The sequence below is a fragment of the Burkholderia sp. BC1 genome, assembly GCF_052683555.1.
Genome location: NZ_JBQYLP010000010.1, coordinates 1 through 23,242, shown reverse-complemented (window position 1 = coordinate 23,242; position 23,242 = coordinate 1). Strand labels below are relative to the sequence as shown.

Annotated in this window: 21 protein-coding genes and 1 pseudogene; 15 read left to right on the top strand and 7 right to left on the bottom strand. The window is 68.6% G+C overall.

Annotation, left to right across the window (positions count from 1 at the left end; genetic code table 11):
- Positions 1 to 2: 2 nt before the first annotated feature.
- Entirely contained in the window at positions 3 to 1,388 is a 1,386-nt protein-coding gene (locus ACSHSS_RS07060) for an L-serine ammonia-lyase (protein ID WP_006396309.1), read from the bottom strand.
- Positions 1,389 to 1,647: 259 nt separating this feature from the next.
- Here ACSHSS_RS07060 and ACSHSS_RS07055 point away from each other — a divergent pair, with 259 nt between their 5' ends.
- The 8 genes from ACSHSS_RS07055 (at position 1,648) to denD (ending at position 9,933) form a co-directional block, all read left to right on the top strand.
- Positions 1,648 to 2,715 carry a GlxA family transcriptional regulator gene (locus ACSHSS_RS07055; RefSeq protein WP_006413021.1) on the top strand — a complete coding sequence of 356 codons (1,068 nt, stop codon included), beginning with the start codon at positions 1,648 to 1,650 and terminating at the stop codon, positions 2,713 to 2,715.
- Positions 2,716 to 3,071: 356 nt separating this feature from the next.
- Positions 3,072 to 3,776: a FadR/GntR family transcriptional regulator gene (locus ACSHSS_RS07050; RefSeq protein WP_006396307.1), complete on the top strand. Its 705-nt coding sequence runs from the start codon at positions 3,072 to 3,074 to the stop codon at positions 3,774 to 3,776.
- Positions 3,777 to 3,823: 47 nt separating this feature from the next.
- Positions 3,824 to 4,714 carry an L-threonate dehydrogenase gene (ltnD, locus tag ACSHSS_RS07045; RefSeq protein ID WP_105855543.1) on the top strand — a complete coding sequence of 297 codons (891 nt, stop codon included), beginning with the start codon at positions 3,824 to 3,826 and terminating at the stop codon, positions 4,712 to 4,714.
- 18 nt (positions 4,715 to 4,732) lie between these two features.
- Positions 4,733 to 6,019, top strand: coding sequence for a 3-oxo-tetronate kinase (gene otnK, locus ACSHSS_RS07040; protein WP_105855544.1), 1,287 nt, complete (start codon positions 4,733 to 4,735; stop codon positions 6,017 to 6,019).
- Positions 6,016 to 6,657: a 3-oxo-tetronate 4-phosphate decarboxylase gene (otnC, locus tag ACSHSS_RS07035; protein ID WP_006405978.1), complete on the top strand. Its 642-nt coding sequence runs from the start codon at positions 6,016 to 6,018 to the stop codon at positions 6,655 to 6,657. The genes otnK and otnC overlap by 4 nt, the downstream gene beginning before the upstream one ends.
- Positions 6,658 to 6,760: 103 nt before the next feature.
- The gene (locus ACSHSS_RS07030) at positions 6,761 to 8,086 is read left to right on the top strand and encodes an MFS transporter (protein WP_105855579.1); all 1,326 of its coding nucleotides are present in this window, start codon (positions 6,761 to 6,763) and stop codon (positions 8,084 to 8,086) included.
- Positions 8,087 to 8,147: 61 nt separating this feature from the next.
- Positions 8,148 to 8,924, top strand: coding sequence for a 2-oxo-tetronate isomerase (gene otnI / locus ACSHSS_RS07025; protein WP_105855545.1), 777 nt, complete (start codon positions 8,148 to 8,150; stop codon positions 8,922 to 8,924).
- Between the two features lie 37 nt (positions 8,925 to 8,961).
- Entirely contained in the window at positions 8,962 to 9,933 is a 972-nt protein-coding gene (gene denD / locus ACSHSS_RS07020; RefSeq protein WP_105855546.1) for a D-erythronate dehydrogenase, read from the top strand.
- A 129-nt stretch (positions 9,934 to 10,062) separates the two neighbouring features.
- On the opposite strand, the gene ACSHSS_RS07015 is transcribed toward denD, so the two are convergent.
- On the bottom strand, positions 10,063 to 10,350 hold the full coding sequence (locus ACSHSS_RS07015; RefSeq protein ID WP_175795043.1) for a DUF4148 domain-containing protein: 288 nt from the start codon (positions 10,348 to 10,350) through the stop codon (positions 10,063 to 10,065).
- A 71-nt stretch (positions 10,351 to 10,421) separates the two neighbouring features.
- The gene (locus ACSHSS_RS07010; protein WP_105784526.1) at positions 10,422 to 10,721 is read right to left on the bottom strand and encodes a hypothetical protein; all 300 of its coding nucleotides are present in this window, start codon (positions 10,719 to 10,721) and stop codon (positions 10,422 to 10,424) included.
- A gap of 230 nt (positions 10,722 to 10,951) precedes the next feature.
- On the opposite strand from ACSHSS_RS07010, the gene ACSHSS_RS07005 reads away from it, so the two are divergent.
- The 4 genes from ACSHSS_RS07005 (at position 10,952) to ACSHSS_RS06990 (ending at position 13,840) form a co-directional block, all read left to right on the top strand.
- Complete coding sequence (locus ACSHSS_RS07005) at positions 10,952 to 11,641, top strand: aspartyl/asparaginyl beta-hydroxylase domain-containing protein (protein WP_012216429.1); 690 nt, start codon at positions 10,952 to 10,954, stop codon at positions 11,639 to 11,641.
- Between the two features lie 173 nt (positions 11,642 to 11,814).
- Entirely contained in the window at positions 11,815 to 12,213 is a 399-nt protein-coding gene (locus ACSHSS_RS07000) for a nuclear transport factor 2 family protein (RefSeq protein ID WP_105855548.1), read from the top strand.
- Between the two features lie 120 nt (positions 12,214 to 12,333).
- Positions 12,334 to 12,603, top strand: coding sequence for a MoaD/ThiS family protein (locus ACSHSS_RS06995; RefSeq protein WP_012216427.1), 270 nt, complete (start codon positions 12,334 to 12,336; stop codon positions 12,601 to 12,603).
- Positions 12,604 to 12,682: 79 nt separating this feature from the next.
- Positions 12,683 to 13,840, top strand: a complete 1,158-nt coding sequence (locus ACSHSS_RS06990; protein WP_175795041.1) for a WD40/YVTN/BNR-like repeat-containing protein — start codon at positions 12,683 to 12,685, stop codon at positions 13,838 to 13,840.
- A 133-nt stretch (positions 13,841 to 13,973) separates the two neighbouring features.
- On the opposite strand, the gene ACSHSS_RS06985 is transcribed toward ACSHSS_RS06990, so the two are convergent.
- The 4 genes and pseudogenes from ACSHSS_RS06985 to ACSHSS_RS06970 form a co-directional block, all read right to left on the bottom strand.
- Entirely contained in the window at positions 13,974 to 14,924 is a 951-nt protein-coding gene (locus ACSHSS_RS06985; RefSeq protein WP_006409742.1) for a choline ABC transporter substrate-binding protein, read from the bottom strand.
- 100 nt (positions 14,925 to 15,024) lie between these two features.
- A complete protein-coding gene (locus ACSHSS_RS06980) occupies positions 15,025 to 16,023 on the bottom strand; it encodes a GlxA family transcriptional regulator (RefSeq protein ID WP_006396291.1) in 999 nt (332 codons plus the stop codon).
- Between the two features lie 109 nt (positions 16,024 to 16,132).
- A complete protein-coding gene (gene choW, locus ACSHSS_RS06975) occupies positions 16,133 to 17,029 on the bottom strand; it encodes a choline ABC transporter permease subunit (protein ID WP_006413022.1) in 897 nt (298 codons plus the stop codon).
- Positions 17,022 to 18,307, bottom strand: a pseudogene (locus tag ACSHSS_RS06970) (quaternary amine ABC transporter ATP-binding protein); the annotation flags it as partial. The pseudogene ACSHSS_RS06970 and the gene choW, both read right to left, overlap by 8 nt.
- Positions 18,308 to 18,520: 213 nt before the next feature.
- On the opposite strand from ACSHSS_RS06970, the gene ACSHSS_RS06965 reads away from it, so the two are divergent.
- From ACSHSS_RS06965 to ACSHSS_RS06955, 3 genes are read left to right on the top strand one after another with little or no spacing between them, the layout of a single operon-like run.
- Positions 18,521 to 18,793: a hypothetical protein gene (locus tag ACSHSS_RS06965; protein WP_181146829.1), complete on the top strand. Its 273-nt coding sequence runs from the start codon at positions 18,521 to 18,523 to the stop codon at positions 18,791 to 18,793.
- A 41-nt stretch (positions 18,794 to 18,834) separates the two neighbouring features.
- The gene (locus ACSHSS_RS06960) at positions 18,835 to 21,804 is read left to right on the top strand and encodes a DUF2339 domain-containing protein (RefSeq protein WP_105855550.1); all 2,970 of its coding nucleotides are present in this window, start codon (positions 18,835 to 18,837) and stop codon (positions 21,802 to 21,804) included.
- The gene (locus ACSHSS_RS06955) at positions 21,801 to 23,195 is read left to right on the top strand and encodes a DUF3999 domain-containing protein (protein ID WP_105855551.1); all 1,395 of its coding nucleotides are present in this window, start codon (positions 21,801 to 21,803) and stop codon (positions 23,193 to 23,195) included. The genes ACSHSS_RS06960 and ACSHSS_RS06955 overlap by 4 nt, the downstream gene beginning before the upstream one ends.
- The last annotated feature ends 47 nt before the right edge of the window (positions 23,196 to 23,242 follow it).

The following is a 23,242-nucleotide window of genomic DNA, read 5'->3' as shown; positions in this document are numbered from 1 at the left end:
CGTTAGCATTCGATGACGTTCACGGCCAGACCGCCGCGCGACGTTTCCTTGTATTTCGTCTTCATGTCGGCGCCCGTCTCGCGCATCGTCTTGATGACGGAATCGAGCGACACGTAGTGCTGACCGTTGCCCTTCAGCGCCATGCGCGATGCGTTCAGCGCCTTGATCGCGCCCATCGCGTTGCGCTCGATGCACGGGATCTGCACGAGCCCGCCGACCGGGTCGCAGGTCATGCCGAGGTTGTGTTCCATGCCGATTTCGGCGGCGTTCTCGACCTGGTCCGGCGTGCCGCCCATCACGGCCGCGAGCGCGGCCGCGGCCATCGAGCACGCGACGCCGACTTCGCCCTGGCAACCGACTTCCGCGCCGGAGATCGACGCGGTTTCCTTGTAGATGATTCCGATCGCCGCGGCGGTCAGCAGGAATTCGACGATGCCTGCCTCGTTCGAGCCCGGCACGAACTTCACGTAGTAGTGCAGCACGGCCGGAATCACGCCTGCCGCGCCGTTGGTCGGTGCGGTGACGACGCGCCCGCCCGCCGCGTTCTCCTCGTTGACGGCCATCGCATAGAGGTTGACCCAGTCGAGCATCGACAGCGGGTCGCGCAGCGATTCCTCGGAACGCGCACGCAGCCGCGCATTCAGTTCGGCCGCGCGGCGCTTGACGCGCATCGGGCCCGGCAGATCGCCCTCGACCTTGCAGCCGCGCTCGACGCAGGCGGCCATCGTGCGCCAGATCGCGAGCAGCCCCGCACGCACTTCGTCTTCCGGACGCAGCGCGCATTCGTTGCGCATCATCAGCTCGGCGATGGACAGCCCGTGCTCGCGGCACTGGCGCATCAGATCGTCGCCGGTGCGAAACGGATACGGCACCTCGGCCGCCGCGCGTACGCCGTTGACGCGGTCGCCGTCGCGGTTCACGACGAAACCGCCGCCGATCGAGTAATACTCCTTCTCGACGAGCAGCTGACCGTGTTCGTCGAACGCCTGGAAGCGCATGCCGTTCGGGTGCACGATGCTCGTGCCCGTCATCAGCTTCCGGTAGAAGCCGATGTGCTCCTTCTCGTCGAAGCGGATCGTCTGCTTGCCGAGCAACGACAGCGACTTCTCGGCGCGGATCGCGGCGAGACGCGGCTCGATCAGATCCGGATCGATCGTGTCCGGCAGATGGCCCTCGAGGCCGAGCAGCACGGCCTTGTCGGTGCCGTGGCCCTTGCCCGTCGCGCCGAGCGAGCCGTACAGCTCGACGCGCACGCGGCGCACGAAGCCGAGCAGGTTCGCGTCCTCCACGTGCGACGCGAAGCGGCACGCCGCGATCATCGGTCCAACCGTATGCGAACTGGACGGTCCGATGCCGATCTTGAACAGGTCGAAAACGCTGACGTTCATCTGGCTTCCTCTGGATGGCACTGCAAGTGACGTTGGACGCCAGTACATCAAAGCGTAAAATCCGCCGATAGAACAAAAACGGCATCGGCGTGGGATAGCGCCGCCAAGCGCCCGGCCGCCCGGCCCGAAAGTGCGTTTTGGCGATGGTTCGCGACGAAAAACCACAAGTCCGGCCGCGTCCGCATCGCGCGGCCGCGCGCCGGTTGCCGTATCCTGAACAGCGTGAGACCGCCCGCCCGGCGTAACGAGATTTGCCGCAATGACACCCGACGTACCCGCTTCCCCTCTCGCCGAACCGGCGCCGCAGCGCATCCGCTTCGGCATCGTGCTGCTGCCGAACTTCACGCTCACCGCGTTCTCCGGGTTCGTCGACATGCTGCGGCTGTCCGCCGACGACGGCGACTACAGCAAGCCCGTGCGCTGCGCGTGGAGTGTGATCGGCGATACGCTCGCGCCGGTGCGCGCGAGCTGCGGGATCCAGATCACGCCGTGGGAAACGTTCGATGCGGCCGAGCCGTTCGATTACGTGGTCGTCGTCGGCGGGCTGCTGCACTCGGGGCCGCAAGCCGGCCCCGAAACGCTCGAGTTCATCCGTCGCGCGGCCGCGCGCGGCGCGACGATCGTCGGGATCTGCACGGGCGTGTTTACGCTGATGCGTGCCGGCGTGCTCGACGGCTACCGCACCTGCGTGAGCTGGTTCCATTACTGGGATTTCATCGAACGCTTTCCGAGCGCCGATCCCGATCTGCTGATCGCCGACCGGCTGTTCGTGATCGACCGGCGGCGCATCACCTGCTCGGGCGGGCGCGCGTCGATCGACGTCGCCGCCGCGATCCTGCTGCGCCACTTCGAGCACGCGACCGTGCAGAAGGCGCTGCGCATCCTGCTCGTCGGCGAGATGCAGAAGGGCAATGCGCCGCAGCCGCATCCGCCGGGCCTCGAGCCCGCGACGCATCCGAAGGTCAAACGCGCGATTCTTCTGATGGAACAGCACGTCGGGCGCGCGCTGCCGCTCGAGGAACTCGCGTGCAAGCTCGACCTGTCGACGCGGCAGCTCGAGCGCCTGTTCAAGGCCGAAACCGGCAAGAGCCCGCAGGCCTTCGCGAAGCAGGTGCGGCTGCGCACCGCCGCCTGGCTGTTGACGAGTTCGGACCGCACCGTCGCCGACATCGCGTCGAGCTGCGGATTCGCCGACGCGTCGCACCTCGGGCGCGAGTTCCGCAAGCAGTTCGGCGTGCCGCCGGCCGCGTATCGCGAGCGCGGCGGCGACGAAGCGGCAGCCGCCGCGAGCGTGACGGACGACGCGCTTCACGACGAAGTCGAGTGAGCGGGCAGGCCGACGGCGCGTGACGATCGGCCTGCGTCGGCGCGAAAACCGGACGCTCATGCCGTGCGTGCGACGGCGCCCCGGCTCGAGCGCCAGCAGAGTCGCTACAGCTACAGACTGACCCACCGCGGCCCTTCTCCCGGTTCTCCCTACTCGAATCGAGCCGCGCGGCGCTCCCTGCCGCTCGCGGCCGAGCGGTGCCGCCGCGCCATCACATTGCACGCCGTTCGCATCGAAATGGAACCGGTTCCAGTCAATTTCGCCGACGTTCGCGCCTTTTGACCGAGGGTATTCCCGGATGCTTCACTGCGATCAAATTTGTATGATGACCACATCACCTTACAAACTATCGCGTCATGTTCGAAAAAATCCCTGCCCGTGCGATGAGCGACCACGTCGCGCAGCAACTGCTGAAGCAGATCGAAGCCGGCAGCTTCGTGGCGACCGGCAAGCTGCCGACCGAAGCGGTGCTCGCGCAGGAATTCGGCGTGAGCCGCACCGTGATCCGTGAAGCGATCTCGCGGCTGAAGAACGAAGGCGTCGTCGAGCCGCGTCAGGGCAGCGGCGTGTACGTGAACCAGCACGGCGCGATCCGGCCGCTGCGCATCGACTACGCGGAAGCGGTCGAGGCGAGCTCGCTGCCGCATCTGCTCGCGGTGCGCCGCGCGATCGAAGCCGAAGTCGCGGCCGAAGCCGCGCTGCGTCACAGCGACGAAGACATGGCCGACATCGACGACGCGCTGCGCAAGATCGACGAAGCGGTCGCCGAGGGTCGCGACGGCGTCGCCGAGGATGTCGCGTTCCATCGCACGATCGCGGCCGTCACGGGCAACCCGTATTTCCTCAAGACGCTGCAGTTCCTGAACCAGTATCTCGAAGCGGGCGTGAAGGTCACGCGCCGCAACGAAGCGACGCGCGAGGACTTCTCGCGGCAGGTGCGCGAAGAACATGCGGCGATCGCCGACGCGATCCGCTCGCGCGATCCGATGGCTGCGCGCAACGCGGCGCGCACGCATATGTACAACGCGGCGCGCCGTCTCGCGGAAGCCGGCATCTGCTGACGCCGCGGCGCATTCCCGAATCCGTTCCGAATCGATCAAGGTTGACCATGTCACGAAATGTTGGAGTCATCGGCCTCGGTGCGATGGGCCTCGGCGTCGCGCGTTCGCTGCTGCGCGCGGGCTTTCGCGTGCACGCATGCGACGTCCGTGAAGCCGTGCTGCACGCGTTCGCGGCCGAAGGCGGCATCGCCTGCGCGACGCCGGCCGAACTCGGCGCGCAGTGCGACGTCGTCGTCACGCTCGTCGTCAATGCCGCGCAGACGGAAACGGTGCTGTTCGGCGAACACGGCGCGGTCGCGTCGATGAAGCCGGGCGGCGTCGTGATCGCGAGCGCGACCGTCGCGCCCGAATTCGCGGTCTCGCTCGGCGCGCGCATCGAGGCCGCCGGCCTGCAGATGCTCGACGCGCCGGTGTCGGGCGGCGCCGCGCGCGCGGCGTCCGGCGAGATGACGATGATGACGTCCGGCCCCGCCGCCGCTTACGCCGCGTGCGAAGACGTGCTCGCCGCGATGGCGGGCAAGGTCTACCGTCTCGGCGATACGCACGGTGTCGGCTCGAAGGTCAAGATCATCAACCAGCTGCTGGCCGGCGTGCATATCGCGGCCGCCGCCGAAGCGATGGCGCTCGGCCTGCGCGAAGGCGTCGATCCCGACGCGCTGTACGACGTGATCACGCACAGTGCCGGCAATTCGTGGATGTTCGAGAACCGCGTGCCGCACATCCTGAACGGCGACTACACGCCGCTGTCGGCCGTCGACATCTTCGTGAAGGATCTCGGCCTCGTGCTCGACACCGCGCGCCGCAGCAAATTCCCGCTGCCGCTGTCGGCGACCGCGCACCAGATGTTCATGAGCGCGTCGAGCGCCGGTCACGGCGGCGAGGACGATTCCGCCGTGATCAAGACTTTTCCCGGCATCACGCTGCCGCCCGCCCGCTGATTCGAACCACGCCTTGCCATGAACGCTTCCGCTTCCCGTCCCCTGCTCGGCTGCATTGCCGACGATTTCACCGGCGCGACCGATCTCGCGAACATGCTCGTCAAGAGCGGCATGCGTACCGTACAGACGATCGGCGTGCCGGCCGACGGCGCGCCGATCGACGCCGATGCGATCGTCGTCGCGCTGAAGTCGCGCACGATTCCGGCCGCCGACGCCGTCGCGCAGTCGCTCGCCGCCTACGAATGGTTGCGCGCGCAAGGGTGTCGCCAGTTCTTCTTCAAATACTGCTCGACGTTCGACTCGACCGACGCCGGCAACATCGGCCCCGTCGCCGATGCGCTGCTCGACGCGGCCGGCGGCGGCTTCACGATCGCCTGCCCCGCGTTTCCGGAAAACGGCCGCACGATCTATCGCGGCCACCTATTCGTCGGCGACGTGCTGCTCAACGAATCGGGCATGGAGAACCATCCGCTCACGCCGATGAAGGATGCGAATCTCGTGCGTGTGCTGCAGCGGCAGACGCCGTCGAAGGTCGGCCTGATCCGCTACGACACGATCGCGCGCGGTGCCGCCGACGTGCGCGCCTGCATCGCGCAGCTGCGCGCCGACGGCGTGCGCATCGCGATCGCCGACGCGCTGTCGGACCGCGATCTGCACGTGCTCGGCGAAGCCTGCACAGCGCTGCCGCTCGTCACCGGCGGCTCCGGCATCGCGCTCGGGCTGCCCGAGAACTTCCGCCGTGCCGCTGAGCTCGCCGCGCGCGACAACGCGGCATCGCTGCCGCGCATCGACGGCACGTCGACGGTGCTCGCCGGCAGCGCATCGAAGGCGACCAACGCGCAGGTCGCCGCATGGCGCGCCACGCGGCCGAGCTTCCGCATCGATCCGCTCGCGGCCGCGCGCGGCGAGCCGGTCGTCGAGCAGGCGCTCGCGTTCGCGCGTTCGCATCTGCCGGAACCGGTGCTGATCTACGCGACCGCGACGCCCGACGAAGTGAAGGCCGTGCAGCAGGCGCTCGGCGTCGAAGCGGCCGGCGAACTCGTCGAGCGCACGCTCGCCGCGATCGCGCACGGCCTGCGCGCACTCGGCGTGCGCAAGTTCGTCGTCGCGGGCGGCGAGACGTCCGGCGCGGTCGTGCAGGCGCTCGGCGTGAAATCGCTGCAGATCGGCGCGCAGATCGATCCGGGCGTGCCGGCAACGGCGACCATCGACATCGAGCCGCTCGGCCTCGCGCTGAAGTCCGGCAATTTCGGCGCGGTGGACTTTTTCGATAAGGCGCTGCGCGCGCTCGACGGAGCCGCATGATGAGCATCGAAGCGAAGCTGCGCGAAGAAATCTGCGTGGTCGGCGCGAGCCTGTACGCGCGCGGTCATGCGGTCGGCAGTGCGGGCAACATCAGTGCGCGGCTGCCCGACGGCTGGCTCATCACGCCGACCGATGCGTGTCTCGGCCGGCTCGATCCGAACGATATCGCGAAGGTCGATGCGAACGGGCAGGCCGTGTCGGGCGGCAAGCCGTCGAAGACGCTGACGCTGCATCGCGGCATCTATGCGCGCAACGCCGAAGCGAACGGCATCGTCCACACGCATTCGACGCACCTCGTCGCGCTGACGCTCGCGGGCGTGTGGCGCGACACCGACGTGCTGCCGCCGATCACGCCGTACTACGTGATGAAGGTCGGCCACATTCCGCTGATCCGCTACCGCCGCCCGGGCGACCCCGACGTCGCGGCCGAAGTCGCGGCGCTCGCCGACCGCGTGCGCGGCGTCCTGCTCGATCGCCTCGGCCCGGTGATGTGGGGGCCGTCGGTGTCGCACGCGTCGTACGCGCTCGAAGAGCTCGAGGAAACCGCACGGCTGTGGCTCATGACGAACCCGAAGCCCGAGCCGCTGCCCGATGCGGCGCTCGACGAACTGCGCGCCGCGTTCGGCGCGCGCTGGTAGCACGCGAATCGCATGCCCGCCGTGTGCGCGGGCCCTTCCGTCAGCACACACCTACGACCGGCAGCGTACGCGCCGCCGGCACTTGCCACCTTTGGAGACGACGATGACTGCACTCGACGCGGCTGCGGGCCGCTCGCCCGCCGCGGCCGCCAGCCCGGCCGAACTCGACCTGACCTACAAGAAAGTGTTCTGGCGCATCGTGCCGTTCCTGATGCTCTGCTACGTGGTCGCGTATCTCGACCGCGTCAACGTCGGCTTCGCGAAGCTGCAGATGTCGCAGGACCTCGCCTTCAGCGAGACGGTGTTCGGCCTCGGCGCCGGCATCTTCTTCCTCGGCTACTTCCTGTTCGAGCTGCCGAGCAACATGTTGATGCACCGGATCGGCGCGCGCATCTGGATCGCGCGGATCATGATCACGTGGGGGCTGCTGTCCGCCATGTTCGCGTTCGTGAAGACGCCGACGCAGTTCTACGTGCTGCGCTTCCTGCTCGGTCTCGCCGAAGCGGGCTTCTATCCGGGCGTGATCCTCTATCTGACGTACTGGTTCCCGTCGCATCGCCGCGCGAAGATCATCGCGGTGTTCATGTCGGCGATTCCGGTGTCGGGCATCTTCGGCAACCCGCTGTCGGGCTGGATCATGGAGGCGTTTCACGGCGGCTCGGGCTTCCACGGCTGGCAGTGGATGTTCATGATCGAAGCCGTGCCGGCCGTGCTGGTCGGCATCGTGACGATCCTCTATCTCGACAACAACATTCGCAGCGCGAAGTGGCTGAACGAGCGCGAAAAGCAGCTCCTCGAAGACGAGATCGCCGCGCAGCCGCAGGAACAGCAGAAGCACGGCCATTCGCTGAAGGCCGTGTTCGCCGACCCGCGCATGTGGTGGATGTCGCTGATCTACTTCGCGTTCGTCACCGGCCAGTACGGGCTCACGTTCTGGATGCCGACGCTCGTCAAGTCCACCGGCATCACGGACACGCTGCAGGTCGGCCTGCTGTCCGCGATTCCGTTCGTCGTCGCGATCGTCGTGATGAACCTGTTCGGCCACAGCGCGGACAAGCGCCGCGAGCGCCGCTGGCACCTGATCGTGCCGGCGCTGATGGGCGCCGTCGGCTTTGCGGTCGCCGCGTCGTACTCGCACAATACGGCGGTGTCGATCGTGTTCCTGTCGATCGCGGCGGGCGGCGTGCTGACCTGCGCACCGCTGTTCTGGTCGCTGCCCACCGCGTTCCTCGCGGGCAGCGCGGCCGCCGCCGGCATCGCGATCATCAACTCGGTCGGCAACCTCGCCGGCTTCGCGAGCCCGTACGTGATCGGCTATCTGAAGGACCTCACGCACAGCACGTCGTCGGGCATGTACGTGCTCGCCGCGATGCTCGTGATCGGCGCGTTCGCCGTGTGGCTCACGCCCGCGAAACTCGTGAACCGCTGATCGGCCACCGTTCGATGCGGGGCGTCGCGCCCCGCCCCATTCATTCACAGGATCCGCTGCCATGCCACGCTTCGCCGCCAACCTCTCGATGATGTACAACGAGCACGCGTTCCTCGAACGCTTCGCCGCCGCCGCGTACGACGGCTTCAAGGCCGTCGAGTACCTGTTCCCGTACGACTTCGCGGCCGAGGACATCCGCGCGCGCCTCGACGCGCACGGCCTCGAGCAGGCGCTGTTCAACGCGCCGCCCGGCGACTGGGCGGCCGGCGAGCGCGGCATCGCATCGCTGCCGGGCCGCGAGGACGAGTTCCGGCGCAGCATCGACCGTGCGCTCGACTACGCGCGCGTGCTCGGCAACAAGAAGCTGCACGTGATGGCCGGCCTCGTCGCGCCCGGCGCCGATCGGGCGCGCCATCGCGACACGTACGTCGCCAATCTGCGTCACGCGGCGCAGGCGGCGGCCGCGCACGGCATCACGGTGCTGATCGAGCCGATCAACCAGCGCGACATGCCCGGCTATTTCCTGAGCCGCCAGGACGATGCGCACGCGATCTGCTCGGAAGTCGGCGCACCGAACCTGAAGGTGCAGTTCGACTGCTACCACTGCCAGATCGTCGAAGGCGATCTCGCGATGAAGCTCAAGCGCGACTTCGCGGGTATCGGCCACATCCAGATCGCGGGCGTGCCCGAGCGGCACGAACCCGATCTCGGCGAACTGAACTACCCGTATCTGTTCGAGCTGATCGACGCGCTCGGCTACGACGGCTGGATCGGCTGCGAGTATCGGCCGAAGGCCGGCACGTCGGCCGGCCTCGGCTGGCTCGAACCGTACCTGTAATTCGCGTATCTCACGTATTCCTGCGAGGGCAACCAACATGAAAGTACTGATCACCGGCGGCGCCGGCTTTCTCGGCCAGCGGCTCGCGCGCAAGCTGCTCGAGCGCGGCGAACTGACCGGCCCCGACGGCCGGCCGGAAAAGCTCGACGAGCTGGTGCTGCTCGACGTCGTCGCCGGCAGCGACTTCGGCGACGCGCGCGTGAGCGCGATCGTCGGCGACATCGCCGATCGCGCCGTGCTCGAGCGCGCGATCGACACACAAACGGGCGCGATCTTCCATCTCGCGGCGATCGTCAGCGGGCAAGCCGAAGCCGACTTCGATCTCGGCATGCGCATCAACCTCGATGCGTCGCGCACGTTGCTCGAAGTGTGCCGCGCGCGCGGGCATCGGCCGCGTCTCGTGTTCACGAGCTCGGTCGCCGTGTACGGCGGCATGCTGCCGGACGTCGTGCAGGACGATACCGCGCTGAATCCGCAATCGTCGTACGGCGCGCAGAAGGCGATCGCCGAGCTGCTGCTGTGCGACTACGCGCGACGCGGGTTCGTCGACGGCCGCGTGCTGCGTCTGCCGACCATCAGCGTGCGGCCCGGCCGGCCGAACGCGGCGGCTTCGTCGTTTGCGAGCGGGATCATTCGCGAGCCGCTGAACGGCGAGGAAAGCGTCTGCCCGGTGCCGGGCTCGACGCGGCTGTGGCTGCTGTCGCCGCGCGCGGCGATCGACGCGCTGGTCGCCGGTTGCGAGCTCGATGCCGCGCAACTCGGCAACAAGCGCGTGATCAACCTGCCCGGCATTTCGGTGTCGGTCGACGAGATGATCGCGGCGCTGCGCGAAGTGGCCGGCGACGAAGTCGTGAAGCGGATCCGTCATGTGCCGGACGAACGCGTCGAGAAGATCGTCGGCAGCTGGCCCGGCCGCTGGGACACGACGCGCGCGCATGCGCTCGGTCTGAAAGGCGATGCATCGTTCGCGGACGTGATTCGCAGCTATATCGACGACGAACGGCGCTGAGGGTGTGGCGCTTCGGCGCCGTGGTGCGCGGTGCGCGGCACGGCCCGAAGCGCATGCGCGGCCCACGCACATCGCACGCGCGGCCGCGACATGCGGGCGGCCGATGCGCAGCCCGCACACAGGAACGCGCTAGTTCGTCATCCGTGCGGGCGCGCCGACACCGTCGTCGGCCGACGCGGCGATCCGTCGTTGCGTCTCGCCCTGGGCCTGCGCCTGAACCGCGAGCTTCGCCTCGGCCGCCTGAATATCGGCGGGATAGGTGCCGTCGTCGCCTCTCGACGGATCGTAGCCGGCTGCTTCGAGACGTATCAATTCGTCGCGCACCTGGGCGCGCGTCAACGGCGCGGTCGGCTGCGCGAAGGCGGACTGAACGACGACGGTAGCCGTCGTCGTCAAAAGAGCGATCAAGGTTTTCATCGTGAACTCCTCAGGTTTTGCGTGACGCGCATCCGCTCGGGAATGCGCGTCTCATGTGCGCACGTGCCGCATCAGCTGCCGAAGTAAAGCGTGCAGAAACTTTCGGGACCGACACACGCCGCCGGCCGCTTGCCCGCCGGCAGCGCCGAAGGGCCGCCCGCTTCCGACGCGGCCGCGGCATCGCCGCCGATCGCCGTATCGCCGTTCGCTTCCGGCATCCGTGCGGTCGGCGCCATCGATTGCACGCCATCCGCGTCGCGCGCGAGCTGCGCGACCTGCATACGCATCGGCGACTGCGCGCGCGCCGGCGTCACCCCACTCGCGATCGCACCGGCCGCGACGAGCGCGACGATCCATCCATCCGTGTTCATGTTCCGCTCCTTCAGAAGTCGACGAGACGACGTGCTGCATCCGTACGACGGCGGAGCGTGGCCGTTTATTCCCGCGCCGCACGCTCGGCGCGCACGATGCGGTGCCATCCTGTTTTTTCGCTGCGGCACGCGGCCGCTGTCATTCATTCGTCAGCCGGCGTAACCTGACGTAACCGTCCCCTTGCGCGTCTGGGGCAGACTGACGGCACTTCGTGGAGCGCCGCTCGAACATGTCCGTTGCCTACGACTACGCTGCCGGCCTGCTGCGCCGGCTATACGACCGCCACATCGACGGCGGCGCGGTGCTCGACGCGTCGGCCTTCCCCGACGCCGACCGTTTCGTGCGCGCGTGGCGCGCGATCCGCGCGGAAGCGCTCGCGGTCGCGCGCGACCTGCCGCGCATTCCGCGCTTCCACGAGATCATGCGCGAGCAGCACGACATCTCGGCCAACGATGCGCGCGACTGGCGGATGTTCATCATGCAGGCCTACGGGCAGCCGTTTCCGCGCAACCTGTCGCGCTGCCCGACCGTCGCGTCGATCGTCGCGACGTCGCCGGACGTGCTGTCCGCGTCGCTGTCGTTCCTCGCACCGGGCAAGCACATTCCGCCGCATCGCGGGCCGTTTCGCGGGATCCTGCGCGGCTATCTGGTGCTGTCGATGCCGCGTCGCGCGGACGGCACGCCGGCCGCCGTGCTGAAGGTCGACGGCCGCGAATACCGGCTCGACGAAGGCCGCTTCCTGCTGTGGGACGACACGTTCGAGCACGAGGTATGGAACGACAGCGACGAGGTGCGGATCGTGCTGCTGCTCGACATTCGCCGGCGCGACATGCCGCGCATGCTGAGGTGGTTGTCGAATGCGGTGATCGGCATCGTGCGGCTCGGGATACGGCTGCGTGGCGGGTCGATTCCGGTGTAGCGTGTCGTGCGACGTGAGATGCTTTCTCGGCAGCGCCACACGACCATGCAGAAAACGCAGAGCGGCGTGGCGAATCTGCCGCTTTGTCGGCATCCGCGCATCGCTATCGTGGTGCGCACGCGTGCTTCACCCCGAACGCAGCGCGACTCGTCGCCACACAACGGAGAACACGAATGGCCCCGTCGCCCGCTTCCACCTACGCGCGCCAGATCGGCGCCTATCTGCAAGCGCTCGAACGCGGCGACGTCGCCGCCATCTGCGCGCTGTTCGCGCCCGATGCGCAGATTTATTCGCCCTTTCTCGGCTGGATGGCGCCCGCGCCGTTCTTCGAGAAGGTCGCGGCGGCGTCCGGGCAGAGCCGCATCACGCCGATCGACATCTGCGTAAGCACCACCGGCGCCCGTCGCGCGACCGGCTATTTCGTCTATGACTGGGGACTGAAGGACGGCTCGGTCGTCACGTTCGAATGCGTCGACGTATTCGAATTCGACGAAGCGGGGTTGATCGAGCGGATGAAAATCGTCTACGACACCCATCCGGTGCGCGACGCGGTCGGCGACAAGTACGCGTAAGCGTACGCCCGCGGCCCGCGTGCGATGCTGCATCGCAATGCGGTCGCGCCAAACCGATCGCCTACACTACAGAACCGGCGCAGCCGTCGCGCCGTCCGCCCCACTTTCCGGTGTCCCGTCATGGCGCATCTGTTCTTCGCCGCGTCGATCCAGCGGCATATCGAGACGCCCGAGCGCGACGTCGACGCGCGTTCGCTCGGCGAAGCGCTCGACGCGGTGTTCCGCGAGCAGCCGCGACTGCGCGGCTATATCGTCGACGATCAGGGCGCGCTGCGTAAGCATCTCGCGGTGTTCATCGACGGCCGGCCGATCCGCGACCGGCAGCGGCTGTCCGACGCGCTCGCCGCGGACAGCCGCGTGTACGTCGTGCAGGCGCTGTCGGGCGGCTGACGTCCGCCGCGCAGAACGAACGACGAAACGAACGACGCGGCGCCGCCATGCAGCGCGCGCCGGTCAACAGGAGACATCGATGAACGACCGTTTGCTTGTCGCGACCCGCAAGGGCCTGTTCGTGCTGCATGCGGACGGCAACGGCCGCTGGACGCTCGGCGATCCGCACTTCGCCGGCGAACCGGTCGGCATGACGCTTGCCGATCCGCGCGACGGCACGCTCTATGCGGCACTCAATCTCGGTCACTTCGGCGTCAAGCTGCATCGTCGCCGTGCTGGCGCGGCCGAATGGGAAGAATGCGCGGTGCCCGTCTATCCGCCGCAGCCGACCGACGCACCGCGCCCGAACGGCGATGCGCATGCGAGCGCCGCCGCCGATCCGGACGGCGACGCGGCATCGCCCGCGCCGCCGCAGCCGCCGTGGACGCTTCAGCAGATCTGGTCGCTCGAAGCCGGCGGCGCCGACGAACCGGGCGTGCTGTGGGCCGGCACGATTCCCGGCGGCCTGTTCCGCTCCGACGACGGCGGCGACTCGTGGGTGCTGAACCGCGCGCTGTGGGACCGCCCCGAGCGCCCCGAATGGTTCGGCGGCGGCTACGACGCGCCCGGCATTCATTCGGTGATGGTCGACCCGCGCGACAGCCGTCACGTGACGGTCGGCATTTCGTGCGGCGGCGTCTGGCAGACCGACGATGGCGGCGCGAGCTGGCGCGTCACCGCGGACGGGATGGAAGCCGACTACATGCCGCCCGAACGGCGCGGCGAACCGAACGTGCAGGACCCGCACCGCGTCGTCCAGTGCGCGGCCGCGCCCGACGTGCTGTGGGCGCAGCATCACTGCGCGATCTTCCGCTCGACCGACGGCGGCGCGCGCTGGCAGCGCATCGAAGCGCAGCCGTCGAGCTTCGGCTTCGCCGTCGCCGTGCATCCGCACGATCCGGACACGGCGTGGTTCGTGCCGGCCGTCAAGGATGCGTGCCGGATTCCGGTGAACGGCGAATTCGTCGTCACGCGCACGCGCGACGGCGGCCGCAGTTTCGAGCGGCTGTCGAACGGCCTGCCGCCCGCGCCCGCGTACGACCTCGTGTACCGGCACGGGCTCGCCGTCGACGATTCGGGCACGCGGCTCGCGATGGCGTCGACGACCGGCGCGCTATGGACGTCCGACGACGGCGGCGATCGCTGGCAACTGGTGTCCGCGCATTTGCCGCCGGTCTATTGCGTGCGGTTCGCGTGACGGCGGCGACGACGTAGCGCCGCGCGCGATTGTCCCGACGAAAAAAACCCCGCGCAGGCGGCGTCGGCCGCCATACTCGCGGGGGTATCGCACGGCCGCTGCCCGGCGATGCCCGAGCAGCGGCGCGCGCCGCTTACTGCACGCCGAGATAGGCCTTCACGGCCGGCAGGCCGGGCTTGCCGTCGATCGTCGTCACGCCGGCGAGCCACTTGTCGAGCGACTGCGGATTCGCCTTCAGCCATTCCTTCGCGGCCTTGTTCGGGTCTTCCTTGTTCATGATCGGCACCATCACGTGGTTCTCGATCGACGTCGTGAACTGCAGGTTCGACACGAACTTCGCGACGTTCGGGCAGCGCTGCGCATAGTCGGGCGGCGTGGCCGTCAGCACCTTCGCCTCGCCGTAGTTCGGGCCGAACACGTCGTCGCCGCCGGTCAGATAGTCGATCTTCATCTGCACGTTCATCGGGTGCGGCTCCCAGCCGAGGAACACGATCCACTGCTTGTCGCGGATCGCGCGATTCACCTCGACGAGCATCCCCGCCTCGCTCGACTCGACGAGCTTGAACTTGCCGAGGCCGAACTGGTTCGTGTCGATCATCTTCTTGATCAGCGCGTTGCCGTCGTTGCCTGGCTCGATCCCGTAGATCTTGCCGTTCAGCTTGTCCGCGTATTTCTGGATGTCCTGGAACGACTTCAGGCCGCCCTGATAGACGTAGTCGGGCACCGCGAGCGTGTATTTCGCGCCGGTCAGGTTCGGCGTCGCGAGCACCTTGATCGTGCCGGCCTTCGTGAACGGCTGGATGATCGGGTCCATCGTCGGCGACCAGTAGCCGAGGAACACGTCGATCTGCTTGCTCTTGATGCCCGCGAACGTGATCGGCACCGACGCGATCGTTTTCGTCGGGTTGTAGCCGAGACCTTGCAGCATCGTCGACGCGAGGCCCGTGGTCGCCGCAATGTCGGACCAGCCGACGTCCGCGAACCGGACGTTCTTGCACACCGGCGGATCGGCCGCGTAGACGGCCGATACCGGCGCGGCGGCGATCCCGACGCCACATGCCGCTGCGATCAATAGGCGCTTCATCTGTCTTCTCCTCAAAGTGATGCTGTTTGCACGAGTGCGGGATCGTTGATGGACACTGCGCGCCGCGATCCCGGCGGCGTCGCGGATGGTGTTGAAGCCGTCAGCGGCCGGGCAGCCGGCGCTCGTAGCTCGGCGCGTGGCCGAACTGCGCGCGATAGGCCTTGCTGAAGTGGCACGGCGAATGAAAGCCGCACACGGTCGTCACGCGCGCGATCGACGCGTCGGTCGTGCGCAGCAGATCGCGCGCGCGCTTCAGTCGCAGCGTCAGGTAATAGTGCGTCGGCGACACGTTCAGATACACCTTGAACATGCGCTGCAGATGCCGCTGCGACAACCGCACGAGCCGCGCGAGCTCCTCGAGCGACAGCGGTTCCTCGATGTTCGCCTCCATCAGCCGCACGACCTCGATCAGCTCCGCGCGCGAGAAGCCGACGCGCGCATCGACCGGAATCGGCTGCGTATCCGTCGAGCTGCGGATGCGTTCGAGGATGAACTGCTCGGACACCTGCGCGGCGAGCTGCTGCCCGAAACGCATGCCGACGAGGTTCAGCATCAGGTCGAGCGGCGCGGTGCCGCCGGTACAGGTGAGCCGGTCGCGATCGACGACGAACAGCTCGTCCGCGAAGCCGACCTGCGGAAACTCGGTATGCAGCGCCGACAGGTTTTCCCAGTGCACGGTGCAGCGGTAGCCGTCGAGCAGCCCGCTCGACATCAGCGCATAGGCGCCGGTGCAGATGCCGCCGAGCGGCAGCCCGCGTTCGGCGAGCGCGGCGAGCGTGTCGCGCGCGACGTCGTCGACGACGTCGCGGATGCGAATGCCGCCGCACACGATCATCACGTCGGGCAGGCGCGTGTAGTCGAGCGCCTGCGTGGGCCGCACCGCGATGCCGTTGCTCGCGTGCACGGGCGCGCCGTCGAGCGAATAGATCGACCAGCGGTAGTGATCCTCGCGCGCGACGTAGTTCGCCATCCGCAGCACTTCGACCGCGCTCGAGAACGCGATCATCGAGAAGTTCGGCAGCGTCAGGAAACCGAAGTGTGCGAGGGACGAAACCGGTGAAACGCAGGCGGCGGGCGCGACAGCGGCGGCGGACGTCACATCGCTCTCCTATCGAGAGGTTGCACGAAACCTGCCCCGCGGCGCGAACCGCGGGAGCAGGAACTGGACGAGGGAAAGGCGGCGGGACGAGGCGCCCGCCGCCGGGCGATCAGGCTTGCGCGGGCGCGGCCTTCACGCGAAACAGTTGCTTGAGACCGGCGAACAGCGGTGCCCGCGCGGCGCCCGGCGCACGGCCGAAGCTTTCGGTGATGCGGTCGAGAATGATCGCGAGCAGCACGACCGACAGACCGCTTTCGAAGCCGAGGCCGATGTCCAGACGCTGAATGCTCGCGAGCACGTCGTTGCCGAGGCCGCCCGCGCCGACCATCGACGCGATGATCACCATCGACAGCGCCATCATGATCGTCTGGTTCACGCCCTGCATGATCGACGGCAGCGCGTTCGGGAACTGCACCTTGTAGAGCAGCTGCCACGGCGTGCAGCCGAATGCCTGGCCGGCTTCGACGATCTCGCGGTTCACGTGGCGGATGCCGAGGCTCGTCAGACGCACGGCCGGCGGCATCGCGAAGATCACCGTCGAGAGGATCCCCGGCACGCGGCCGAGACCGAACAGCATCGCGGCCGGAATCAGGTAGACGAAGGCGGGCATCGTCTGCATCAGGTCGAGGATCGGACGCACGATGGCGGCGACCCACTTGCTCTTCGCGGCCCAGATGCCGAGCGGAATGCCGAGCGCGAGGCTGATGATCGTCGACGACAGCGTGAGACCCAGCGTGATCACCGTCTGATCCCAGAAGCCGGTCGCGAAGATCAGCAGCAGCGACAAGGTGGTGAACAGCGCGAAGCGCCAGCCCACGCGCCACAGCCCGATGCCGATGAAGAACGCCATCATCAGCCACATCGGCACGGCCTGCAGCCCGTGCTCGATCAGTGCGGCCAGCCCTTCGATCGCGCGACCGACCGCATCGAACGTCGCGGCATCATGGTCGAGCAGGTAATGAACGGACTGGTCGACCCAACTACCGAGCGGAATCATTTCAGACATGGGAGCCTCGCGAACGCGTGATGGCCTTCAGGATGAGCGCGCGGTCGACCGAACCGCAGTAGCAGCCGTCGTCGTCGACGACGGGCAATGCGTTCGGGCTCGCGACCACGCGCGCGACGACGTGCTCGAGCGACGCGTCGCGGCGGATGCTTTCGATCGGACGCAGCGCCGGCGTGGTGCTGCCGATCGCGTCGCGCGTGACGAAGCCGCGGATCTTGCGTTCGGCGTCGAGCACGAATGCATATTCGGCGCTGCCGTTCAGCGATGCGGCGACGTTGGCCGCGTCGAACTTCGACACGAGGGGCACGGCGCCCGTCTGCATCAGGTCGCCGGCCGTCAGGTAGCGGCTCGTGTCGATGCCGTCGAAGAACGCGCGTACGTAGTCGTCGGCCGGGTTCGCGATGATGTCCTGCGGCGTGCCGACCTGCACGAGCCGGCCGCCTTCCATGATCGCGATGCGGTTGCCGATGCGCAGCGCTTCCTCCAGATCGTGCGACACGAACATGATCGTGCGGCGCTGTTCCTTCTGCAGCTGAAGCAGCACGTCCTGCATTTCGCGGCGCTTGAGCGGATCGAGCGCGGAGAACGCCTCGTCCATGATCATCAGCGACGGGTTCACGGCCAGTGCGCGGGCAAGGCCCACGCGCTGCTGCATCCCGCCCGACAGCTCGGAGGGCAGCTTGTGCGAGAACGGTGCGAGGCCGACCTGCTCGAGCACCTCCATCGCGCGCCGTTCGCGCTCCTTCCTCGCCATGCCGGCGACCTCGAGGCCGAACGCGGCGTTCGACAGCACGGTGCGGTGCGGCATCAGCGCGAACGACTGGAACACCATGCTCATGTCCTTGCGGCGCAGCGCGGTGAGCGCCGAGCGGCGCGCCGACGCGACGTCGAGCCCGTCGATCAGCACCTTGCCGGCGCTCGGATCGACCAGCCGGTTCACGAGGCGGATCAGCGTGGATTTGCCGGAGCCGGACAGGCCCATCAGCACGAAAATTTCGCCTTCCTGCACGTCGAACGATACGTTATGCACGCCGACAACCTGGCCCGTGCGCTTCAGTACCTCGTCCTTCGTCGCACCGGCAGCGAGCATGTCGAGCGCCTGCTGCGGGTTGCTTCCAAACACCTTGCACAGACCTTCGACTACGACCTTGGGGGCATCCATCGAAACCTTCTCCTCGTGTAGCGGGGACTCACGCGTGTCACAGCGTGCCTACATAGTTGCCAGAAAAAACCCGGGCCTGCCGACGAATTACGACAAACGCTTGCGCAAATACGACACGGCCCGCGGCCGCGCCGGGCCTCGCGCCAGGCGGCGCGGCGTCCGAATGCGGCGATGCAAAACGCGCTGCGCCAGCAGCGACGGGCGATCGCGTACGCGCTTGTGCGCAGCAGCGCACGATTCGTCTGACGACGTTTTGCAACTGGCGCGTTCGCCCGAACGTCGCTTTACGACAATTTCACGTCCGATCGGCCGTATCCGCGGATAAAAGCATGACCGTGCAAAAAGGCCGCGCGCGCGTCGCGGCCGGCGCGGCAATCGCGGGTGGCCGCTGTGATACATTCCGGGCAAACCCGCGGGCCGCCATGACGGCGCGAACGCTTCGGGCCGTGAAGTCCGTTCGTACGGCGATGCGTGCGTCCGCGATACGCGCGCCGCTCAGGCGCGGCTGCGGCGCGATCGCCGCGACGCAACGAGCGCACGCAGCACGCCGCATGCCGGTTCGCCTGCCGGATGCAGCATACCGCCTCGATCCGCATGCGTAGCGATCGAAGGACGATAACGATATGAGAGAGGGAACGAGGCGATGAACTGGGCCTTTGCCGCAATCGGCTTCATCGTGGGCGGCATCGTCGCCCTGATCGAGAACGTGTCGCTCGAAACCGGCGCGCTGCTCGGCGCGGCCGCCGGCTTCTATCTGAGTCACCTGATGAAACGGCGCGGTCGCGACGATCGCGCCGCCGCCGCGCCCGAGCACTTCGGCGCGCACCACGCGCAACCGCCTGCCTCGACGCTCGCCGAGCGCGTCGCGCGCCTCGAAGCCACCGTCGATACGCTCACGCGCGAGCTCACGTCGTTGCGCGAACAACTTTCCGGTGCGAAGGCGAGCGCGCCATTGGAGCGCTTCGAAGATGCGGCGCCGGCCGGGTCGTCCACTGCATCGCCTTCCGAAGCGGACGACGTCGCACCCGTCTCGCCGTCGCCGACCATCGCCGCAACGCCGATCACCGCGGCCGCGCAAAGCACGCGCGCGCAAACCGTTGCGCACGCACCCGCTCCTGCCTCTGCCCTGACTACCGAGCGTGCCGCGAGTGCCGCAACGCAGCCCGACCGCACCGCCGCGACGCCGACGCCTCGCGAACCGGGCCTCGCCGCCCGCGCGCTTCAGGCCGCGCGCGACTGGCTGTTCGGCGGCAATACGGTCGTGCGCGTGGGGATCGTCGTGCTGTTCTTCGGCGTCGCGTTCCTGCTCAAGTACGCGGCCGACAACGATCTGCTGCCGATCGAATTCCGCCTCGCCGGCACCGCGCTCGCGGCGACCGTGCTGCTCGCGCTCGGCTGGCGGCTGCGCGCACGCCGCGCCGCTTACGGGCTCGTGCTGCAGGGCGGCGGCGTCGGCCTGCTGTATCTGACCGTGTTCGCCGCGACGAAGCGCTACGAGTTGTTGCCCGTCGGCGCCGCCTTTGCGCTGATGGTCGCGATCTGCGCGCTGAGCGCGTTCCTCGCGATCCGGCAGAACGCCATGTCGCTCGCGACGATGGGCAGCGCGGGCGGCTTTCTCGCGCCCGTGCTGCTGTCGACGGGGCACGGCAGCCATGTCGCGCTGTTCGGCTACTACGCGCTGCTGAACGCGGGCATCTTCGCGATCGCGTGGTTCAAGGCGTGGCGTCCGCTGAACCTGCTCGGCTTCGTGTTCACGTTCACGATCGGCTCGCTATGGGGCGCGATGTCGTACCGCCCCGCGCTGTTCGCCAGCACCGAGCCGTTTCTCGTGCTGTTCTTCCTCATGTATGTCGGCATCGCGTTGCTGTATGCGGTGCGGCGCGAACTTGCGCTGCGGCACTACGTGGACGGCACGCTCGTGTTCGGCACGCCGCTCGTCACGACCGCGCTGCAGGCGGCGCTCGTCGCGGACGTTCCGTTCGCGCTCGCGTGGAGCGCCGTCGCGTTGTCGGCGTTCTACGTCGCGGTTGCCGCATGGCTCGCGCCGCGGCGCGCGCGGCTCGGGCTGCTGTTCGAATCGATGCTCGCGCTCGCCGTGATCTTCGCGACGCTCGCGGTGCCGCTCGCGTTCTCCGGCCCGACGACGAGTTCCGCCTGGGCGCTCGAAGGTGCGGCGCTCGTCTGGCTCGCGGTACGCGAGAAACGCATCGTGCGGTTCGCCTTCGGCTTGCTGATGCAGCTCGCGGCAGCCGGCGCGCTGTGCGTGGGCCTGCTCGTCCGCGACGATGCCGCTGCGTTGCCCGTGCTGAACAGCGTGTATGTCGCCATGCTGCTGATCGCGCTCGCCGGCGTGTTCACCGGCTGGTGGCTGCACGGCCGCGACGATGCGCGTGCGTGGCACGCGTGGATGCCGGCGATCGGCATCGCGGCGGCCGCGTGGGGACTGCTGTGGTGGATCGGCGGCGGCGTGCATGAGATCCTCGCGTACGCCGCGCGCCTCGTCGATCCGCATCGCGATCGCTTCGTCGTCGATGCGATCGTGCTGTTCGCGGCCGGCACGGCATCGCTCGCGCATATTCTCCGTCGCCGGCTCGCATGGCCGATCGCCGAGTGGCCCGCACTCGCGCTCGCGCCGGCCCTCGCGCTGCTCGCGGTGTACGCGTACGCGCTGTACGAAGCGCCGCTGTCCGGGATCGGCGCGCTTGCGTGGCCGATCGCCGTGATCGCATGCTACGTGCTGCTGTGGCGCGAGTCGCGCGGCGCAGTGAACGGCGATCCGGCCACCGCCTCGGCGCCCGATCGCATCGTGCGCGCGCAGACGTGTGCGATCGCGCCGCTGCATACGCTGATGTTCTGGACGCTGTGCGGACTGTGCGCGCTGGAAGGGTTCTGGCGCCTGCGCGCGTTCGTGCCCGAAGGCGCATGGAGCTGGAGCGCGTGGGCATACGGCTTCGGTGCACTGCTGCTGCTCGTCGCGGGACCCGGCGCGCGGCTGCGCTGGCCGGTCGCCGCCTTTGCGCGTGCGTATCAGATCGGCGGCGCCACGCCGCTCGCCGCGCTGCTGTGGCTCTGGAGCATCGCGAGCGTGACGAGCGACGGCGACGCCGCGCCGCTGTTCTGGCTGCCGCTGCTCAATCCGCTCGACGTCGCGCAAGGCGTCGCGTTCGCGGCCGTCGCCGTATGGCTGCGCCGGCTGACGGCGCTCGGCATCGCGTGGCGCTCACGCGCCGTCGACTATGCGATCGGGGCGACCGTGTTCCTGTGGTTCAACGCGCTGCTGCTGCGCACGCTGCATCACTGGACCGGCGTGCGCTACGCGCCCGGCCCGATGGTCGAGTCGATGCGCGTGCAGGCCTCGGTCTCCGTGTACTGGACGCTCTGCGCGCTCGCGACGATGATCTGGGCGACGCGTCGCGGACGGCGCCCGCTCTGGTTCGTCGGCGCGGCGCTGCTCGCGCTGACGGTCGTCAAACTGTTCGTGTTCGATCTGTCGCACGTGACGGGCATCGAACGCATCGTGTCGTTCATCGGCATCGGCGTGCTGCTGCTGTTGATCGGCTATTTCTCGCCGCTGCCGCCGAAGGCCGCGGCCCATCGGGAAGACACGCGATGAAACCGTTCGCCGCCCTGCTTGCGCTGAGTCTGTCGACGTCGTTCGCGACGGCCGACACCGCGACGCCCGCCGAACGCGTCGCACACCGGTTTGCGCTCGACCTCGACGGCAGCGCCGCGTACTACCAGCTCACGGTGCCGCAGGCCGTCTATGCGGCGAGCCGGCGCGACGATCTCGGCGACGTACGCGTGTTCAACGGCGCGGACGAGCCCGTCCCGTATGCGCTCGACGCACGCGCGGCCGCGGCGCCGGCCGCGCCGCCGTCGCGGGCGCCCGTGCACTGGTTCGCGCTGCCGCCGTCGCGCACAGCGCGCGACAGCGCACCGCTCGGCGTGTCGGTCGGCCCCGACGGTGCGCTGCGCGCGGCCGTCGCGGCGCCGGCTCCCGCCAAGCGCGGCGGCGATCTGGTCGATCTGTCGCATGCGGACGGCGAGCCCGATGCGTTGCTCGTGCATCTGCGCGACGACAGCTATCAGGGGCGCGTCGCCGTCGATACGAGCGACGATCTGCGGACGTGGCGTCCGCTCGGCGAGACGCAGCTGCTGAAGGTCGGCACGGGCGCGGATCTGCTCGTGCAGGAGCGCATCGCGCTCGACGGCGCGCGGCCGCGCTATCTGCGGCTCAACTGGCTCGACGGCGCGCCGGAGATCGCGTCGATCGACGTCGAAACGCGCCCGTCCGATCCGTCCGCGACGGATGCCGCGGCGGTGCCGCGCCAATGGCGCAACGCGGTGCACGTGCAGGCCGACGACGTGCGCGGCGCGTACCGCTTCGATACCGACGGCGCGTATCCGGTCGACCGCGTGCGCATCGATCTGCCGCAGCCGAACACCGTCGCGCGCGCGACGCTGCAAAGCCGCGCGACGCCGCAGGCACCCTGGCGCGATGTCGCGACTGCCGTGCTGTTCCGGCTGCAGCGCAACGGCGGCGAGCAGCGCAATCCGCCGCTGACGTTCGCCGCGAATACCGATCGCGCATGGCGGCTCGTCGTCGACATGCGCAACGGCGGGCTCGGCGGCGGGCAGCCGACGATCGCGGTCGGCTGGCATCCGGCGGTACTGACGTTCGTCGCGCGCGGCGCGCCGCCGTTTACGCTCGGCGTCGGCAATGCGTCGCTCGCGTCGACCGCCGTGACGCGCGACGCGCTGCTGGTCGGGCTGGCACCGGAGGTCCGGCCCGCGCGCGTCGGCGCGGCGCTGCCAGTGGCCGAGCCGCCGCCGGCACCTGTCGACATCGATACCGACGCGACGCGCCGCTACGTACTGTGGGGCGCGCTGATCGTCGCTGTTGCGATGCTCGGCGCGATCGCATGGCGTCTCGCGCGCGGCAACGGCTCGGGCACCGGCGACGACAGCCGCGACACCAGCGATATGCGCAACGGCGGCAACTAGGGAAACGCTGATTTATTCGGCTCGGCGGTCATCGCAGACGTAGCCGA